This window comes from Burkholderia sp. BCC0506 (assembly GCF_902833145.1).
Taxonomy (GTDB): domain Bacteria; phylum Pseudomonadota; class Gammaproteobacteria; order Burkholderiales; family Burkholderiaceae; genus Burkholderia.
On sequence record NZ_CADFEN010000011.1, the window covers coordinates 114,488 to 131,124 of the forward strand.

Annotated in this window: 12 protein-coding genes; 7 read left to right on the top strand and 5 right to left on the bottom strand. The window is 66.9% G+C overall.

What is annotated here, in order from left to right; genetic code table 11:
- Nucleotides 1-113 precede the first annotated feature (113 nt).
- Entirely contained in the window at nt 114-1,304 is a 1,191-nt protein-coding gene (locus HWX62_RS24230) for an O-succinylhomoserine sulfhydrylase (protein ID WP_175931663.1), read from the top strand.
- 101 nt (nt 1,305-1,405) lie between these two features.
- On the opposite strand, the gene HWX62_RS24235 is transcribed toward HWX62_RS24230, so the two are convergent.
- Genes HWX62_RS24235 through HWX62_RS24245 form a run of 3 tightly spaced genes read right to left on the bottom strand, consistent with a single transcriptional unit; the run spans nt 1,406 to nt 4,504 of the window.
- Nucleotides 1,406-2,371, bottom strand: a complete 966-nt coding sequence (locus tag HWX62_RS24235; RefSeq protein ID WP_175931664.1) for an NAD-dependent epimerase/dehydratase family protein — start codon at nt 2,369-2,371, stop codon at nt 1,406-1,408.
- On the bottom strand, nt 2,358-3,404 hold the full coding sequence (gmd, locus tag HWX62_RS24240) for a GDP-mannose 4,6-dehydratase (protein ID WP_175931665.1): 1,047 nt from the start codon (nt 3,402-3,404) through the stop codon (nt 2,358-2,360). Before gmd ends, HWX62_RS24235 begins: the two co-directional genes overlap by 14 nt.
- Nucleotides 3,405-3,439: 35 nt before the next feature.
- Nucleotides 3,440-4,504 carry an acyltransferase gene (locus tag HWX62_RS24245; RefSeq protein ID WP_175931666.1) on the bottom strand — a complete coding sequence of 355 codons (1,065 nt, stop codon included), beginning with the start codon at nt 4,502-4,504 and terminating at the stop codon, nt 3,440-3,442.
- 445 nt (nt 4,505-4,949) lie between these two features.
- On the opposite strand from HWX62_RS24245, the gene HWX62_RS24250 reads away from it, so the two are divergent.
- The 3 genes from HWX62_RS24250 to HWX62_RS24260 are packed head-to-tail and all read left to right on the top strand — an operon-like array spanning nt 4,950 to nt 11,135.
- Complete coding sequence (locus HWX62_RS24250) at nt 4,950-7,166, top strand: hypothetical protein (protein WP_175931667.1); 2,217 nt, start codon at nt 4,950-4,952, stop codon at nt 7,164-7,166.
- 37 nt (nt 7,167-7,203) lie between these two features.
- Entirely contained in the window at nt 7,204-8,670 is a 1,467-nt protein-coding gene (locus HWX62_RS24255; RefSeq protein ID WP_175931668.1) for a flippase, read from the top strand.
- A complete protein-coding gene (locus HWX62_RS24260) occupies nt 8,667-11,135 on the top strand; it encodes a glycosyltransferase family 4 protein (RefSeq protein WP_175931669.1) in 2,469 nt (822 codons plus the stop codon). Before HWX62_RS24255 ends, HWX62_RS24260 begins: the two co-directional genes overlap by 4 nt.
- A gap of 379 nt (nt 11,136-11,514) precedes the next feature.
- Here HWX62_RS24260 and HWX62_RS24265 read toward each other — a convergent pair whose 3' ends face one another.
- On the bottom strand, nt 11,515-12,690 hold the full coding sequence (locus HWX62_RS24265; RefSeq protein WP_175931670.1) for an acyltransferase: 1,176 nt from the start codon (nt 12,688-12,690) through the stop codon (nt 11,515-11,517).
- A gap of 217 nt (nt 12,691-12,907) precedes the next feature.
- Between HWX62_RS24265 and HWX62_RS24270 the strand changes: the two genes are divergently transcribed.
- Together HWX62_RS24270 and galU are read left to right on the top strand one after the other, a co-directional pair.
- A complete protein-coding gene (locus tag HWX62_RS24270; protein WP_006479318.1) occupies nt 12,908-13,051 on the top strand; it encodes a hypothetical protein in 144 nt (47 codons plus the stop codon).
- Nucleotides 13,052-13,281: 230 nt separating this feature from the next.
- Complete coding sequence (gene galU / locus HWX62_RS24275; protein ID WP_175931671.1) at nt 13,282-14,169, top strand: UTP--glucose-1-phosphate uridylyltransferase GalU; 888 nt, start codon at nt 13,282-13,284, stop codon at nt 14,167-14,169.
- A 374-nt stretch (nt 14,170-14,543) separates the two neighbouring features.
- Here galU and HWX62_RS24280 read toward each other — a convergent pair whose 3' ends face one another.
- Complete coding sequence (locus tag HWX62_RS24280) at nt 14,544-15,662, bottom strand: acyltransferase (RefSeq protein ID WP_175931672.1); 1,119 nt, start codon at nt 15,660-15,662, stop codon at nt 14,544-14,546.
- 257 nt (nt 15,663-15,919) lie between these two features.
- Here HWX62_RS24280 and HWX62_RS24285 point away from each other — a divergent pair, with 257 nt between their 5' ends.
- Nucleotides 15,920-16,369: an HU family DNA-binding protein gene (locus tag HWX62_RS24285; protein WP_006492882.1), complete on the top strand. Its 450-nt coding sequence runs from the start codon at nt 15,920-15,922 to the stop codon at nt 16,367-16,369.
- Nucleotides 16,370-16,637 lie beyond the last annotated feature (268 nt).

Here is a 16,637-nt window from a genome sequence, read left to right on the forward strand (position 1 = left end):
GAAGCCCGCTGATGCCGACGCATAGCGGGCTTTTTGTTTTTTGGCCTCGGTTTTGACCGGGTCCGCGCCGCCTGAACGACCGTCGGCGCGGCCCTCGAATACGGAAAACGAACATGGACGACTCCCTCAACTTCGATACGCTTGCCGTGCGCGCGGGCACGCTGCGCAGCGACTTCAACGAACATTCGGAAGCGCTGTTCCTCACGTCGAGCTTCTGCTTCTCGAGCGCGGCCGACGCGGCCGAACGGTTCGCGAATTCGGAAGACTATTTCACCTATTCGCGCTTCACGAACCCGACCGTCACCATGTTCCAGGAGCGTCTCGCGGCGCTCGAGGGCGGCGAGGCGTGCATCGCGACGGCGTCGGGGATGGCCGCGATCATGTCGGTCGTGATGTCCGCGCTGCAGGCGGGCGACCACCTCGTCAGCTCGCGCAGCCTGTTCGGCTCGACGCTCGGGATGTTCTCGCAGATCTTCAGCAAGTTCGGGATCACGACGACCTTCGTCGACCCGACCGACCTGAACGCGTGGCAGGAAGCGGTGCGGCCGGAAACGAAGATGTTCTTCCTCGAAACGCCGTCGAACCCGCTGACCGAACTCGCCGACATCGAGGCGATCGGCAAGATCGCGAAGGCGGCGAACGCGCTGTTCGTCGTCGACAACTGTTTCTGCAGCCCGGTGCTGCAGCAGCCGCTGAAGCTCGGCGCGGACGTCGTGATGCACTCGGCGACGAAATTCCTCGACGGGCAGGGCCGCGTGCTCGGCGGCGCGCTGGTCGGCTCGAAGGAATTCATCATGGGCAAGGTGTTCCCGTTCGTGCGCAGCGCAGGCCCGACGCTGTCGGCGTTCAACGCGTGGGTGCTGCTGAAGGGGATGGAGACGCTGTCGCTGCGCGTCGAGAAGCAATCGGCGAATGCGCTGGAGATCGCGCGCTGGCTCGATTCGCATCCGGCGGTCAAGCGCGTGTTCTACCCGGGCCTTGAATCGCATCCGCAGCACGAGCTCGCGAAGCGCCAGCAGAAGGCGGGCGGCGCGATCGTGTCGTTCGAGCTGAAGGGCGACACGCCCGAGCAGCAGCGCGCGAACGCATGGCGCGTGATCGACAACACGAAGCTGCTCTCCATCACCGGCAACCTCGGCGACACGCGCACGACGATCACGCATCCGGCGACGACCACGCATGCGCGGATCACGCCGGAAGCGCGTGCGGCGGCGGGGATCACCGAAGGGCTGATCCGTCTCGCGGTCGGCCTCGAGCACGCGGGCGACATTCGCAACGATCTTTCGCGGGGCCTGGACGGCTGAGCGATACAGCCGCGTGTCGGATCGACATCGACGAAACGGGCCGCTCGAGAGAGCGGCCCGTTATCGTTTCGGCGCATGCCGTCGCGCGTGCGTTTTCGCGTTCAGTGAGCGGCGTGCCCGTGCGGTGCGGCGCGCATCGCGTCCACCATCCACCGCAGCGTTTGATCGAGCGGCGTGACCGGCAATTCGCCCACCGCGCGCCGCAGCTTGTCGCGTGAGCCGCTCAGGCTTTTCACTTCGTTGTGTCGCACGAAGCGCGGATCGATCGTCACGTCGATCACGTAACCGGCGATGCGCGACAGCATCGCCAGCACTTCCTTCAGCGAATACGCGCGCTCCGAGCAGACGTTGAACGTCTCGCCGGCCGGCGCGGCTTCGATGAGCTTCAGATAGGCGGCCGTCACGTCGCGCACGTCGGAGAAGTCGCGGCTCACGTCGAGGTTGCCGAGCGAGATCCGCGGGGCGTTGCTCGCATAGTGTGCGACGAGCTTCGGCAACAGATACGCATCGCTCTGGCCGACACCCGTGTAGTTGAACGGCCGCGCGATCACGATCGGCAGCCGGTCGGCCCAGAGCTTCGCCGCATATTCCATCGCGAGCTTGCTGACCGCGTAGTCGTTCGCCGGAGCGGGCGCGACGGTTTCGTCGAGCACGCCGGCCGTCGAGTTGCCGTAGATGTTCGCGCTGCTGGCCAGCAGCACGGCCGACGGACGGCGATCGAGGCCGGCGAGCGCCGCCAGCAGGTTGCGCGTGCCGACGATGTTGACCGCGTAGGTCTGCGACGGCTCGTCCTGCGCGACATGCGCGCGCGCGGCGAGGTGCACGACCGCGTCGGGCCGTGCGTCGGCCGCGGCCGCGCGCATGGCCTGCGCGTCGAGCAGGTCGACGGGCAGCAGCGTGCAGTGCGCGAACGCCGGATCGGCGGGGCGCGGCGCGCCGGGCGCGACCGTGCCCCAGACGTCATAGCCGGCCGCCTGCAGGCGTTCGGCCATGTAGCGACCGGTGAAGCCCGTCAGGCCCGTGACGAACGCACGGCGCGACGGACGCCCGGTGTCAGAACGTGTCATGGTGTTGGTTCCGCGTCAAATCCGCTTCGACCATCATCTGGCAAAGTTGTTCGAGCGTCGTCTTCGGTTCCCAGCCGATTTTGCTTTTCGCCTTGTCCGCACAGCCGATCAGCAGGTCGACTTCGGCCGGGCGGTAGAACTTCGGATTCACTTCGACGAGCACGTTGCCGGTCGATGCGTCGAGGCCGCGCTCCTGCTCGCCCTTGCCGGTCCATTCGAGCTGGTAGCCGGCCGCCGCGAACGCCATCCGCACGAAGTCGCGCACCGTCTCGGTGCGATTGGTGGCCAGCACGTAGGTGTCGGGTTCGTCGGCCTGCAGCATCCGCCACATCCCTTCGACGTATTCGAGCGCGAAGCCCCAGTCGCGTTTCGCGTCGAGATTGCCGAGCTCGAGCCTGGTCGCCTTGCCGAGCCGGATCTTCGCAACGGTGTCCGTGATCTTGCGGGTGACGAATTCGCGGCCGCGCAGCGGCGATTCGTGGTTGAACAGGATCCCGCTGCTGCCGAACAGGCCGTACGATTCGCGATAGTTCACGGTCATCCAGTGCGCGTACAGCTTCGCGACGCCGTACGGGCTGCGCGGATAGAACGCGGTGGTTTCCGTTTGCGGGATGGCTTGCACCTTGCCGAACATCTCGGACGTCGATGCCTGGTAATAGCGGGTCTTCGGGCTCACGACGCGAATCGCCTCGAGCAGGTTCAGCGGGCCGATGCCGGTCACTTCGGCGGTCGTCGCCGGCTGGTCGAACGACACGCCGACGAAGCTTTGCGCGGCCAGGTTGTAGAGCTCGTCCGGCTGCGTGCGTTCGAGCAGGCGCAGGCTCGAGCCCGCGTCGGTCAGGTCGTGCTCGACGAGCGTCAGGTTCGGGTGCGTGTCGACGCCCAGCTCGGCGATACGCCAGAAATTCACCGAGCTGGTGCGGCGGTAGGTGCCGGTGACTTCGTAGCCCTTGTCGAGCAGCAGTTTGGTCAGGTACGCACCGTCTTGCCCCGAAATTCCGGTGATGATGGCCTTTTTACGCGTTTGGCTCATGGCGTTGTCCTGGTAGAAACGATGGGTGATGAAATTCAGGCGGTCGTGCCGGCGGCTGCCGGCACCGCGCGGCGCACCGGCCCGCGCGTCAGGCGCCGTTCGAAGCCGTACCAGCTCAGGGTCGCGTACGCGAGCGTGATCGCGAGCGCGAGCGCGGCCGTGACGAAGCGGTTCAGGTGCAGCGGCCACAGCGCGTACAGCACGCTCAGGTGGATCAGGTAGACGGTGTAGCTGACGGTGCCGACGTAGACGAGCATCGGGTTCGTCAACACGCGCTGCACGAGGCCGCGGCCGCGCAGCGCGATCACGACGATCGACGTGCACAGCAGCAGCGAGATGCTGTAGAGCGCCGCGTTCGACAGCGGCGTGTTGGCGGCGCGAAAGCGCGGGAACGACAGGTGCAGCCAGCCGAGGATCGCAAGCGACACGAGCGCGCCGACGATCGCGAGCGGGTAGAACGGCTCCAGCGCGCGCCGGTCGCGGCGCAGCACGATCGCGAGCAGGGCGCCTGCCGCGAGCAGGTCCATCCGGAACGGCGTCAGGTAGTAGATCGGCCAGAACGAATCGAACCACGGCGTCGCGATCGCGCGCAGCACCGGCGCCGCGACGATCAGCGCGGCGGCGACCCACAGCAGCGCGCGCTCCGAGCACCACAGCACGACGAACGGCCAGAAGATGTAGAACTGCTCCTCGACCGCGAGCGACCACAGTACGTTCAGGCTGTCATGGCCGATGCTGCCGAGCGACAGCCCGATATTGGTCGAGAAGAACGCGAACCACGGCCAGTGCGGCAGCCAGCTCGCGCCGAACAGGAGCGTCGATACCGCCAGCAGCAGCACGTACGGCGGCAGGATGCGGCGCACGCGGCGCGCATAGAAGTGGCTGAAGTACGACTGCCCGCGCGCCTTGCGATCGAGCAGGATGCCGGTGATCAGCAGCCCGCTCAGCACGAAGAACAGATCGACACCCATCCATAGCGGCGCCTTCAGCGCGTGCTGCAGGAATACGGCGCCCACCGCGATCGCGCGCAGCCCGTCGAGCTGCACGATGCGGCCGTGTTGCGGCGGGGCGAGGTCGACGGGGCGCGAAAGGGCCGTCATCGTGCGGCTCCTTCACGACCTGCGTCCGGTGCGTGTACGTATCGCATGCGTTTAAATGGATTAAGAAATCGGAAACGATTCTAGGGAAAAGAAATCGGCAAAAAAACGCGTGTCATTTATCTGACGGCGAATAAGCAAATGCCGGTTATTACGATCGCGGAATGAAAGGTTGACGCTCTGGCAGGCGCGACAGGGCTGCGTGGAGCGGAATTTTCTACGCGACGGGGCGCGGAGGGCGGTCGTTATTGCCGTTTTCGGCCGTCATTGGCTTGCTGTTCCGGCGCGATATTTCAGGCGGAAACATCCCCAAATATTTCCAAATTTCTTGTGATTATTTTTGCTTGTAACCTGCATCGCGACGTTTGAAACCCATTTAGCGACAGGGCGCACTGGCGGCACGCCGCGGCGGCGCCGGTCGCTGTTGCATCGAGTCTGGAGAAGCGCATTGCGACGTCTGATTCTGGTTGGCGTGACGGCATGCGCGGCGCTGCTGACGAGCGCCGTGGCGGCCGAGACGGTGTTGCCCGCGACGACGTCGTGGATCGGCAACACGTTCGGCTATGGCGACGGCACCTGGACGCAGATCGACATCCGCGCGATCGCGGTGACACCCGAGGGCAAGGTGTATACGAATGCGCCGTGGGACGAGAGCGGCGCGGAGGCGAGCGTCTACCAGGACGGCAAGATGCTCGGCTTCGCCGGCGGCACGCATGGCTGGGGCAACCTCGGCGGCAGCGCGATCGCGGTGAACGGCAAGTACGCGTATGTCGCGATCGGCGTCGGCAACGAGCGCGGCCACCTGCAGTCGCCCGGCATCTGGCCGGACAAGGGCAAGCAGTGGTTCGGCATCTCCCGCCGCACGATCGGCGACATGAAGCAGCCCGCGCCGTTTCGTGCGTCGCCGCAGGTCGCACCGGGCGGGCGGGCCGATGCCGGCCGCGCACGGATGGCCGCCAGCTTCATGATGATGAACGAGGTGCCGGCGCCCGCGCGCTCGGAAGTGGGCGAGGCGAAGGCGGAAGTGGGCGGCCTCGCGGCCGACGACAAGACGCTGTTCGCGACCAATCCGTCGCACGACGCGGTGGTGGTGTACGACGCGGAGACGATGCAGCAGAAGGGCACGTGGAGCGCGCACGAGCCGGGCCGCATCGCGCTGGCGGGCGACGGCACGCTGTGGCTCTTGACCGATACGCTGGGCGGCCCCGCGCATCTCGCGCACGTGCGGGCCGACGGCCGCAAGCTCGACGACGCGCCGGCGCTGCCGGAAGGCACCGACGCGGTGGACGTGGCGGTCGATGCGAAAGGGCGCGTGCTCGTCGCGGACAACGGGCCGCGCCAGCAGATCCTGATCTTCTCGAAGGGCGGTAAGGGTTATGCGCAGACGGGCACGCTCGGCGAGCGCGGCGGCATCTTCGCGGGCCCGGTGCCGGGGCGGCCTGGGCCGCAGCGCTTCAACGGGCTGACGGGCGTCGGCGTCGACCGCGCCGGCAACATCTATGTGGCGATGAACGGGATCGGGCCGCGCCACGACACGATCGGCGCCGGGCTCGGCGCGGTGCTGGAAAGCTACACGCCGGACGGCAAGCTGCGCTGGCAGGTGCAGGGGCTGCTGTTCGTCGACGGCGCGTGGCTCGACCCCGCGCGGCCGAACAGCGTGTACACGGGCAACAAGCGCTTCGAGCTCGACCTGTCGAAGCCGCCGGGCCAGGACTGGAAATATGTCGGCTTCCTGTCGAACCGCTTCAAGTATCCGGACGACCCCGTGTTCCACACGGACCAGTATCCCGGCATGCCGATCGCGCGGCGCGTCGACGGCCGCACGTTCCTGTACCTGACCGACATGTACGCCGATCACCTGAAAATTTACCGCTTCGACGCGAAGCGCGACGGCGAAGTCGCGATTCCGTCCGGCCTGATCGCGGGCCGTGCGCGTCCGGTCGACAAGGTGCCGAACAAGCCGCCGGGCGGCGACTGGCTGTGGCGCGACGCGAACGGCAACGGCCGGCTCGACGCCGACGAGTTCGAGACCAACACGACCGGCAAGGCAAAGGCGGGCGGCTGGGGCTGGTGGGTCGACACGAAGGGCGACATCTGGCGCACGAGCGACGTGCGCGGCATTCACCGCTTCAGCTACGGCGGGCTCGACAAGGCCGGCAACCCGATCTATTCGTACGACAAGGTCACGACCTACCCGATGCCGCAGCCGTTCACGCAGCTGCGCCGGTCGATCTACGACGCGCAGACGGACACGCTGTACGTGACCGGCTACACGGCCGACGCGCCGCCGCAGCCGGGGATCAACAAGGAAGTCGGCCGCGTGCTGGTGCGCTTCGACAAGTGGTCGAGCGGCGCACCGGTGCTGCGCTACCAGGTCGCGCTGCCGTGGCAGCTCGATGCGAAGCCGATCCTCGACCTGATCGGGATCACCGTCGAGGGCCGCTACATCTTCACGGTGGAGCCGGTCGGCAAGATCCACGTGTACGACAAGGAAACCGGCAAGGAAGTCGGCGTGATGAGCCCGGGCGCGGAAGTCGGCAAGGCGTCGGGCTGGGTCGACGTGCCGTTCGGCATCAGCGCGTTCCGGCGCGAGAACGGCGAATACCTCGTGTTCGTCGAGGAAGACGCGCGCGGCAAGGTGCTCATGTACCGCTGGAAACCGTGACGGGCGGCGCGCCGTCGTCGTCACACAAGGCAGAAGCATGGACAAAGGCATACTCAAGAACGTTTCGATCAACTTCATCGGGCTGATCCTGCCGACCTTCGTGTCGCTGGTGACCGTGCCCGCGTACATCCACGCGCTCGGCGTCGAACGCTACGGCGTCGTGAGCCTCGTGTGGACGCTGATCGGCTATTTCGGGATCCTCGATCTCGGGATGAGCATGGCCGCGCAGAACCACATCTCGAAGGCGCTCGCGAGCGGCAACGCCGACGAAAGCGCGCGCGTGTTCTGGAGCGCGTTCTGGCTGAATCTGGGCACCGGCGTCGCGGGCGGGCTGCTGATCTATTTCGGCGCGTTCGTCTATACCGCGTATTTCACGAAGGTGTCGGCCGCGATGCAGCACGAGGTGTATCTGGCGCTGCCGTGGCTCGCGCTCGCGATTCCGCTGGCGAACGTGTCGTGGGTGTTCGCCGGTGCGATCAACGGCGCCGAACGGTTCGGCGTGTTCAACACGAACCAGACGATCGGCACGTTCCTGTTCCAGCTGCTGCCGCTCGGCGCCGCGTGGTGGATCGCGCCGAACCTGCAGACGGTGCTCGCCGCGGCCGTCGTCGCGCGGCTGATCGCGGCGGTGATGCTCGGCCACGCCAGCATCAAGGTGCTCGGGATTCGCCGCATCGATCCGCCGCAGTGGGGCACCGCGAAAGGGCTGTTCAACTTCGGCGGCTGGATGCTGATCGCGAGCACGACGAGCATGATCGCCGACACGCTCGACCGCGTGATGCTCGGCGCCGGCATGGGCGCGAAGTTCGTCACCTACTACACGGTGCCGCAGAACCTCGTCACGCGCCTGAACATGCTGCCGAACGCGCTCGTGCGCACGCTGTTCCCGCGCCTGTCGGCGGTCGGCCGCGATCATGCGGATACGCTCGCGCGCCAGTCGCTCGAGTTCCTGAACGGCGTGTTCACCCCGGTCGGCATCATCGCGATCTTCGCGCTCGCGCCGTTCCTCACGCTGTGGGTCGGCGCCGATCTCGCCGCGCATTCGGCGCCTGTTGGCCGCGTGCTCGTGATCAGCGTGTGGCTCGTCGGCCAGGCGAGCGTCACGCGCATCCTGATCCAGTCGCAGGTCAACCCGGCCCGCGCGGCATTCGCCGGGCTCGTCGAGATGCCGTTCTTCGTCGGCGGCCTGTGGCTCGGCATTCATCACTTCGGGCTGATCGGCGCGGCGGTGGTCGTCGCGGCGCGTGCGCTGGTCGACTACGGCGTGCTGCTGTACCTGTCGGCGATCCGGATGCGCGCGATCGTGCTCGACATGCTCGCGCATCTCGCGTTCCTGCTGGCGAGCCTGTTCCTGGCGCAGGCATGGCCGGGGCTGGTCCAGTCGATCGGCATGTGCGCGGTCGTGCTGGTGCTGAACGTCGCGTGGTCGCTCACGATGACGCCGGGGCTGCGCGCACTCGTGCGCGACCTGTTTGTCCGTCTCAATGCGAGGAGAACAGCATGAATCGCGATCTGGCGGAACACGCCGTCCTGAATCTCGCCACGGCCGATGCCGCCGTGGCCCACGCCGGCGACGCCGCCGCGCTGCACCGCGCGGTGCCGGCCGAGCGCGCCGGCGCGCGGCACCCGGCGCGCGCGCTGCGCGTGGCGATCGTCCACGACTGGCTCGTCACCTATGCGGGCGCCGAGCGCGTGCTCGAACAGATCGTCGCGTGCTTTCCCGACGCGGACCTGTTCAGCCTCGTCGATTTCCTCGACGATCGCGCGTTCGTGCGCGGCAAGCCGGTGACGACGTCGTTCATCCAGAAGCTGCCGTTCGCACGCACCAAGTACCGCAGCTACCTGCCGCTGATGCCGCTCGCGATCGAGCAGCTCGACGTGTCCGAGTACGACCTCGTGATCTCGAGCAGCCACGCGGTCGCGAAGGGCGTGCTGACCGGCCCGGACCAGGTGCACATCAGCTACGTGCATTCGCCGATCCGCTATGCGTGGGACCTGCAGCACCAGTATCTGGAGCAGTCGAACCTCACGCACGGGCCCAAATCGCTGCTCGCGCGGATGATCCTGCATTACATCCGCAACTGGGATACGCGCACCGCGAACGCGGTGGACGGCTTCGTCGCGAATTCGGCGTTCATCGCGCGGCGCATCAAGAAGGTCTACCACCGCGACGCGGCGGTGATCTTTCCGCCGGTCGACGTCGACGCGTTCTCGCTGAACGCGGTGAAGGAGGATTTCTACCTGACCGCGTCGCGGATGGTGCCGTACAAGAAGATCGACCTGATCGTCGAAGCGTTTTCGCGCACGCCCGAGCGCAAGCTCGTCGTGATCGGCGACGGCCCCGAGATGCAGAAGATTCGCGCGAAGGCCGGCCCGAACGTCGAGATCATGGGCTACCAGCCGTTCGCGGTGCTGCACGACCGGATGCGGCGCGCGAAGGCGTTCGTGTTCGCGGCCGAGGAGGATTTCGGGATCTCGGTCGTCGAGGCGCAGGCATGCGGCACGCCGGTCATCGCGTACGGCAAGGGCGGCGCGCTCGAAACCGTGCTCGACCCGCAATCGAACCTGAACCCGACCGGCCTCTTCTTCGACGAGCAGACGCCGCAGGCGATCGTCGCGGCCGTCGACGATTTCGAGCGCGCGCCGCAGCGCTTCACGCCCGATGCCTGCCGCGCGAACGCGGAGCGGTTTTCCGCCGATACGTTCCGGCGGCGCTTCCTCGACTACGTGGAGCACGCGCTGCCCGGCTCGACCGCGCAGCGCGGCACGGCCGCGCCTCTGCCGGTCGTGCGCGGCCCGGCGACGCTCGTGCTCGACCAGAGCGGCGTGCTCGGCGGCGCCGAGCTGTCGCTGCTCGAGATCATGAAGCACATGCGCGCGAACGCCGACGTGCTGCTGTTCGACGACGGCCCGTTCCGCGCGGCGCTCGACGAGATCGGCGCGCGCGTCGACGTGGTCGACCAGGGCGCGCTCGCGGGCGTGCGCAAGCAGGGCGGCGTGTCGTTCGGCGCGGTGATGCAGCTCGTGCGGCTGGTGCGCGACGTCGCCCGGCGCGCGCGCCGCGCCGAGGTGATCTATGCGAACACGCAACGCGCGATGGTGGTCGCCGCGCTCGCCGGGCGGCTCGCACGCAAGCCGGTGGTCTGGCATCTGCGCGACATCGTCAGCACCGATCATTTCGGCGGCAAGCAGTTGCAGGCGATCAAGTACTGCGCGCGGCTCGGCGTCACGCGCGTGATCGCGAACTCCGACGCGTCCGCGCAGGCGTTTCGTGCGCTGACGGGCTTCACGCCGCAGCACGTCGACGTCGTATTCAACGGCATTTCGGCCGAACCGTTCGATGCGCTGGAAGGCGTGAGCCAGGCCGCGCTGCGCGCGCGCCTCGGGTTGCCCGTAGACGCATGGCTGGTCGGCTCGTTCAGCCGTCTCGCGCGCTGGAAGGGGCAGCACGTGCTGCTGGAGGCCGCCGCGCGGCATCCGGACATGCATGTGGTGCTGGTCGGCGCGCCGCTGTTCGGCGAGGACGACTATGCGGCGCAGCTGCACGAATACGTCGCGCAGCACGGGATGGACGCGCGCGTGCATTTCCTCGGGTTCCAGCGCGACGTGGCCGCGTGCATGACGGCGGTCGACGTCGTCGCGCACACGTCGATCACGCCGGAGCCGTTCGGGCGCGTGATCGTCGAGGGGATGCTCGCCCGCCGGCCGGTCGTCGCGGCGCGGGCGGGCGGCGTCGTCGAGATCATCGAGGACGGCGACAACGGGCTGCTCTGCGAGCCGGGCAACGCGGCCGCGCTGGCCGATGCGCTGGCGACGCTCAAGCGCGACGGCGCGCTGCGCGAGCGGCTCGTCGCGAGCGGGCGCGCGACCGCGGTGCGCCGGTTCGGCACCGAAACCTACGTGGAGCGGGTCGAGAAGATCCTCGCGGATACGGCGAAGGCCGCCAGGGCCGCGCACGCGAAGAAGTAACAGTCGGCGCGAGCCGGCGGGAACGAGCTCCCATGCGGCGTTGCGCTGCGCGGGGGCGTTGCTTTTCGGCGGGCGAGATGTCTGTTTTGGGGCGGCGGGCGGCTGGTTTGCCGCCCACGTCCGCGTCGGGCGCGCGCGTGGCCAGGATCGTCATCGGGAACGGGACCGGGCCGTCGGCAACGTGAAGCGAGCGGGTGATGCCGCCGCAGTCGTGCCGCGGAAACCGCGTGGAGGCGGCTTACGCGGGCCGTAGCGCCGTCGGAGAGCGGCAGGCTGCCCGCCGCTTGCGAACCGGCCCGCAACCGTGTGCCGCCCATGAAAAGCCCCCGCGCAGCGAGACGCCGCGCGGGGGCACTTGAGCCGACCGGGCCGGCCCGCGTCAGACGGTCTGTTCGGGCGCCGGCGCGACGACGCGCGCGGCGCGGGCCGGCTTGAAGCTGGCCGACCACATCATCGCCGGCCGTTCGAACATCCGGTAGAACAGGTACGCGACCGGAATCGCGACGGCCATGAACGCGAACGACGGCCAGATCGACAGTTGCAGTTCGGAGTGGAACAGCACCGAGCCGAGGCAGACGAACAGCGGCAGGTGGACCAGGTACAGCGAGTAGCTGAAGTCGCCGAACCAGCCCAGCACGCGCAGCGGCGGCGTCGGGCGCGGCGGGCGGGCGAGCGCGCGGTACAGGAAGCACGCGAAGCCGGCCGACCACAGCTGGAACGCGCCGTACTGGCCGACATGGAATGCGCCGCAGCCGGCAGCCAGCAGCACGGCGGCCGCGACGTACCATGCGCGCGACGGCACGACGGCCGTGCCGCGCGACTGCTGCGCGCGCACGTCGGCGATCCATGCGCCGATCGTCCACGACAGCCAGTACGACGTGAAGAACTGCAGGTCGTGCCGTTCGAGCAGCCACGCCGACCCGACGTTGACGAGCGCGACCGCGGCCACGACGGCCGGCATGCCGATGCGCCGGCGCAGCGCGAACAGCAGCGGGTAGACCGCGTAGAACTGCACTTCGAGCGACAGCGTCCACAACGCGCCGTTCGACCCGTACGTATAGCCGGCGACGCCCTGCAGCGAGAACAGGTTCACGAGGAACGCGACGAGCCCGACGTCGCGGATCTTGTGGCTGACGGGCTCGATCTGCAGGCTGACCGAATCGAGCGCGAGCGTGAACAGCAGCGCGGCGAGCAGCACCGGATAGATGCGCGCGAAGCGGCGCACCCAGAAGTTCGGCGCGTCGAGCCGGTACGCGGGATTGGCCGCGAGCTTGAGCGCCGCGTTGCGGTGGATGCAGTAGCCGCTGATCACGAAGAAGATCGGCACGCCGGCGGAGCCCCATGCGAACGGGAAGGTCAGGTAGCCGGCAATCACGCCCGGGCTCAGTGCATGACCGTAAGCATGATGGAAGCTTTGCATGCCGACCCAGACGACCTGGCGGCAGTGGAAATAGGCGACGAGCAGCGCCGCGAAGCCGCGCATCGCGTCGATCACGTGTTCCTTGTGGTCGGCGACGGGCGGCGCGGCCAGAGACGATCCGCTGAAAGCTTGCATGCGATTCGATTCCTTGCGACGGATGGACGGGAAGTTTCATCCAATCGTAATGCGCAAGAATTCCGTCAATGAATAAAAAAATCTCGCCCGGAAATATCGGAATTCCGCACCATGGGTTTATCGCGGCCTGATAGCGGCTCGTCGCCGGGCTTGAATTATTTGCCGATTTTTTTCTGATAGTTTGAAGCTCCAGTTGATTGATGCAAGGAGCGGCAAGATGGACATGCATTGGATCGCGAGCGCTGCAGTACTGCTGGTCATGGCCGTTCTGTCGGCGTACCGAGAGGCGCTGAAGAACGAACCGATCCGCCCGGGCCTCGAGCGGGGCGGCGTGCCCTATATCGAGGAATTCGAATCGTAAGCATTTGTATCCGGAAAATCGGTAATTTGTTTCTGCTCCGGCAATCGGTTCGGCAATATCGACCGGATTGAAGCGATTATATTTTTTCCGGAATAATTGGGCAATCAGTTCATATCGAAAACGAGCGGAGCGGAATTGGCAGTACCGTCGATTCTCGATATGCCGTTCGGAATACAATCGCGCCGGGTCGCGGGTCGACGCGGCGCAGTCAACGCTATCAGGATGCGAACATGTTGAAAGTCACCAAGGCCGTGTTCCCCGTTGCCGGTCTCGGCACGCGGTTCCTCCCGGCAACGAAGGCGAGCCCGAAGGAAATGTTGCCCGTCGTCGACAAGCCGCTGATCCAGTACGCGGTCGAGGAAGCGATCAACGCCGGTATCACCGAGATGATCTTCGTCACCGGGCGCAGCAAGCGCGCGATCGAGGATCACTTCGACAAGTCGTACGAGATCGAGGCCGAACTCGAGGCGCGCGGCAAGGAAAAGCTGCTCGAGCTCGTGCGCGGCATCAAGCCGAGCCACGTGAACTGCTTCTACGTGCGCCAGCCGGAAGCGCTGGGCCTCGGCCACGCGGTGCTGTGCGCGGAAAAGCTCGTGCACGGCGAGCCGTTCGCGGTGATCCTCGCCGACGACCTGCTGCACGGCGAACAGCCGGTGCTCAAGCAGCTCGTCGACGTGTTCGACCACTATCACAGCTCGGTGATCGGGGTCGAGACGATCGCCCGCGAGGACAGCCGCTCGTACGGCGTCGTCGAAGGCCGGGAGTGGGAAGAGGACATCATCAAGCTGTCGGGCATCATCGAGAAGCCCGCGCCCGAGGATGCGCCGTCGAACCTCGGCGTGGTCGGCCGTTACGTGTTCATGCCGACGATCTTCGATCACCTGCGCAAGCTCAAGCCGGGCGCGGGCGGCGAACTGCAGCTCACCGACGCGATCCAGTCGCTGCTCGCGAACGAGCAGGTGCTCGCGTATCGCTACTACGGCACGCGTTTCGACTGCGGCAGCAAGATCGGCTATCTGAAGGCCACCGTCGAGCTCGCGCTCCAGCATCCCGAAGTGAGCCGCGAATTCGAGGCCTATCTGCGTACCTGCTTGCCCGCGCTGGCTGCCGTCGCTTAAGCGGCCGCGCGCTCCGTCGTTTCAGGTGGTGGTTGTTCCGTTGGCCCCGGCCGCTTGCGCGCCGGGGCTTTTTTGTTTTTGGCGAGCGCGAGCGCGGGGTGCGCAGCGCTTGCCTGCCGGGCCGGGAAGGTGAGAAGGGCGGTGCCCCGCGACGCGCGAAATGTGCGGATGAGGGGGGATGTCGCGCGTGAAACCGGTGCCGAAGCATGCGCCGCGTGACCGGATCGGCGGATGGGTTGCACGCCGTGCACGACGCTCGCGCGGGTGGCGCGCGATGACATGACAGCGGCCGCCATGCAGCGGCCACCGCCGGGCGCTACCGGTATCGACGCGTTTCCCTTCCGGGCCCGCCGCGCGCCGCGTGCGCGTGCCGCTCAGCGCGGCGATGCGCTCGCTTGCGCGGCGAAGTGCCGGGCCAGCCGCGCGGCGATCGGCTTCTTGAAATCGAGCAGCCGCTTTTCGAGATATCGCCAGGACAGGTGCGCGAGCAGCACGGCGAGCGCGAATTGCAGCATTTCCGGCAGCGCGTCGCGGACGATGTCGGGTATCGGCACGTGCGCGAAGGACGCGGGCAGCACGCCGAAGCGCGCCGGAATCAGGTTGTGGAACAGGTAGAAGCCGTAGCTGATCGTACCGAGATAGACGAGCGGCGCCCAGTCGAGCAGCGCGACGACGGGATGCTCCGGCTTGCTGACGATCCATAGCATCAGCGCGCCGAGCGACGCGGACAGGCCGAGATCGGCGAGCCCCGCGAGCGCATCGGGCAACGCGGTGCAGGCGGGCAGCACGAGGAAGAACGCGACGCCGGCCGCGCCGAGCCAGCCGGGCGGTATGCGGCGCGCGGCGGCGTGGCCGCGATCGGCGAGCGCCATCGCGCCGACGCCGCCGAGCGCGATCAACGCGAAATTCCACGGGGAAAACGCGTAGATCAGCACCGGCGACGCATCCGCCACGTAGAGCGCGAGATGCGCGAGCGCGCACAGCGTGACGGCCGAGACGCCGAGCGCGACGTGTCGCGCGGCGGGCACCGCGAGCAGCGCGAGCGGTGCGATCAGATAGAACTGCTGTTCAACGGCGAGGCTCCAGAAATGCGACGTGGAGCCCGGCCACCCGTCCTTGACGACGCCGATCCAGTAATTCGACAGGAACACCGCATGCCATGCGAGCCCGAGATTGACGCCGCGCTGGTAGAACAGCGCGTGCGCGATCGCGAGCGCGGCGAGCAGCAGGTAGTACACGGGAAAGATCCGCAGCGCGCGCTTCGCGAGGAACAGTGCGAGCGCGTGGCGGCGCGTCATGGCGCCGCATTCGAGCGCCTGACGGTTGCGATGCAATTCGCCGACGATCAGGAATCCGCTGATGAGGAAAAACGTCCACACGCCGAGCTTGCCGACGTCGATGGCAAGGACGTGACCTTTGTGGGACAGGAAAACGAGGATGACGGCGAGGGCTCGCAGGCCGTCCAGTCCTTTGACGTGTCTGACTTCGCGCATGGAGGCATCCGGGCATTGAGCGTGCCCAGTATAGGTGCGCAAATATCGAACGTAATTCGCGGTCGGACGTATACGTGAAGGCGTTTTTTGACGTTCGAGCGTCGATGAAGTCGGTCGCGCGCAACAAAACCTGCGGGAAACCCCGCGAAAACGCATAAAAGTACTGCACGAAGCGTCAAGGCGCTTGTAGAATCCGGCGTTGAAGCGCGCGCGTTGCACGCTTCGTGTATCCAACGACCACACCTGGTAGGAGAAACATGGCGACTTCCGCAAAAAAGGTGGCCAAGAAGGCTGCCGCACCGGCGACCAAGAAAGTGGCTGCCAAAAAGGCTGCGCCCGCGAAGAAAGTAGTGGCCAAGAAGGCTGTCGCGAAGGCGGCACCGGCTGCTCCGACGCCGCTGAAGGACAAGTTCACGAAGGCATCGCTCGCAACGCACATCGCTGAGCGCGCGGCTGTCGAAGTGAAGGCGGTCAAGGCAGTGCTCGCCGCACTCGAGAACGTCGTGCTGGGCTCGGTTCACAAGAAGGGCGCAGGCGAGTTCACGCTGCCGGGTCTGCTGAAGATCACGGCACAAGTCGTGCCGGCGAAGAAGAAGCGCTTCGGCAAGGATCCGTTCACGGGCGAAGAGCGCTGGTTCCCGGCGAAGCCGGCCAGCGTGCGCGTGAAGGCACGTGCGCTGAAGAAGCTGAAGGACGCGGCAGCATAATGCCGCGCAACGACTGCCGAATGCATGTCGGCAGCCGTTGCGATGTCCCGAGATCCCCGTACGCGAAAGCGTGCGGGGATTTTTATTGCGCCGCGCAAAGGGCGCGGCAGCGAACGGGCGGCGCGGCGATGACGGATTGCCCGGCGCACGCCGCGCGGCGAATCGCCTGCCGCCGATCTGCATCCGTATCGGTATCCGCATCGCCGAACGGCGCGCTTCATGCGCGCGAGGCGTTGTTTCGTCGCGTTCCGCTGCGAGCGCGTCGACG

What these genes read in the sequence shown, in the direction of transcription:
- HWX62_RS24260 (WP_175931669.1), top strand. Translation starts at nt 8,667, where the DNA reads ATGAATCGCGATCTGGCGGAACACGCCGTCCTGAATCTCGCCACGGCC.
- HWX62_RS24255 (WP_175931668.1), top strand. Translation starts at nt 7,204, where the DNA reads ATGGACAAAGGCATACTCAAGAACGTTTCGATCAACTTCATCGGGCTG.
- HWX62_RS24230 (WP_175931663.1), top strand. Translation starts at nt 114, where the DNA reads ATGGACGACTCCCTCAACTTCGATACGCTTGCCGTGCGCGCGGGCACG.
- HWX62_RS24235 (WP_175931664.1), bottom strand. Translation starts at nt 2,371, where the DNA reads ATGACACGTTCTGACACCGGGCGTCCGTCGCGCCGTGCGTTCGTCACG.
- gmd (WP_175931665.1), bottom strand. Translation starts at nt 3,404, where the DNA reads ATGAGCCAAACGCGTAAAAAGGCCATCATCACCGGAATTTCGGGGCAA.
- HWX62_RS24285 (WP_006492882.1), top strand. Translation starts at nt 15,920, where the DNA reads ATGGCGACTTCCGCAAAAAAGGTGGCCAAGAAGGCTGCCGCACCGGCG.
- galU (WP_175931671.1), top strand. Translation starts at nt 13,282, where the DNA reads ATGTTGAAAGTCACCAAGGCCGTGTTCCCCGTTGCCGGTCTCGGCACG.
- HWX62_RS24270 (WP_006479318.1), top strand. Translation starts at nt 12,908, where the DNA reads ATGGACATGCATTGGATCGCGAGCGCTGCAGTACTGCTGGTCATGGCC.
- HWX62_RS24280 (WP_175931672.1), bottom strand. Translation starts at nt 15,662, where the DNA reads ATGCGCGAAGTCAGACACGTCAAAGGACTGGACGGCCTGCGAGCCCTC.
- HWX62_RS24265 (WP_175931670.1), bottom strand. Translation starts at nt 12,690, where the DNA reads ATGCAAGCTTTCAGCGGATCGTCTCTGGCCGCGCCGCCCGTCGCCGAC.
- HWX62_RS24245 (WP_175931666.1), bottom strand. Translation starts at nt 4,504, where the DNA reads ATGACGGCCCTTTCGCGCCCCGTCGACCTCGCCCCGCCGCAACACGGC.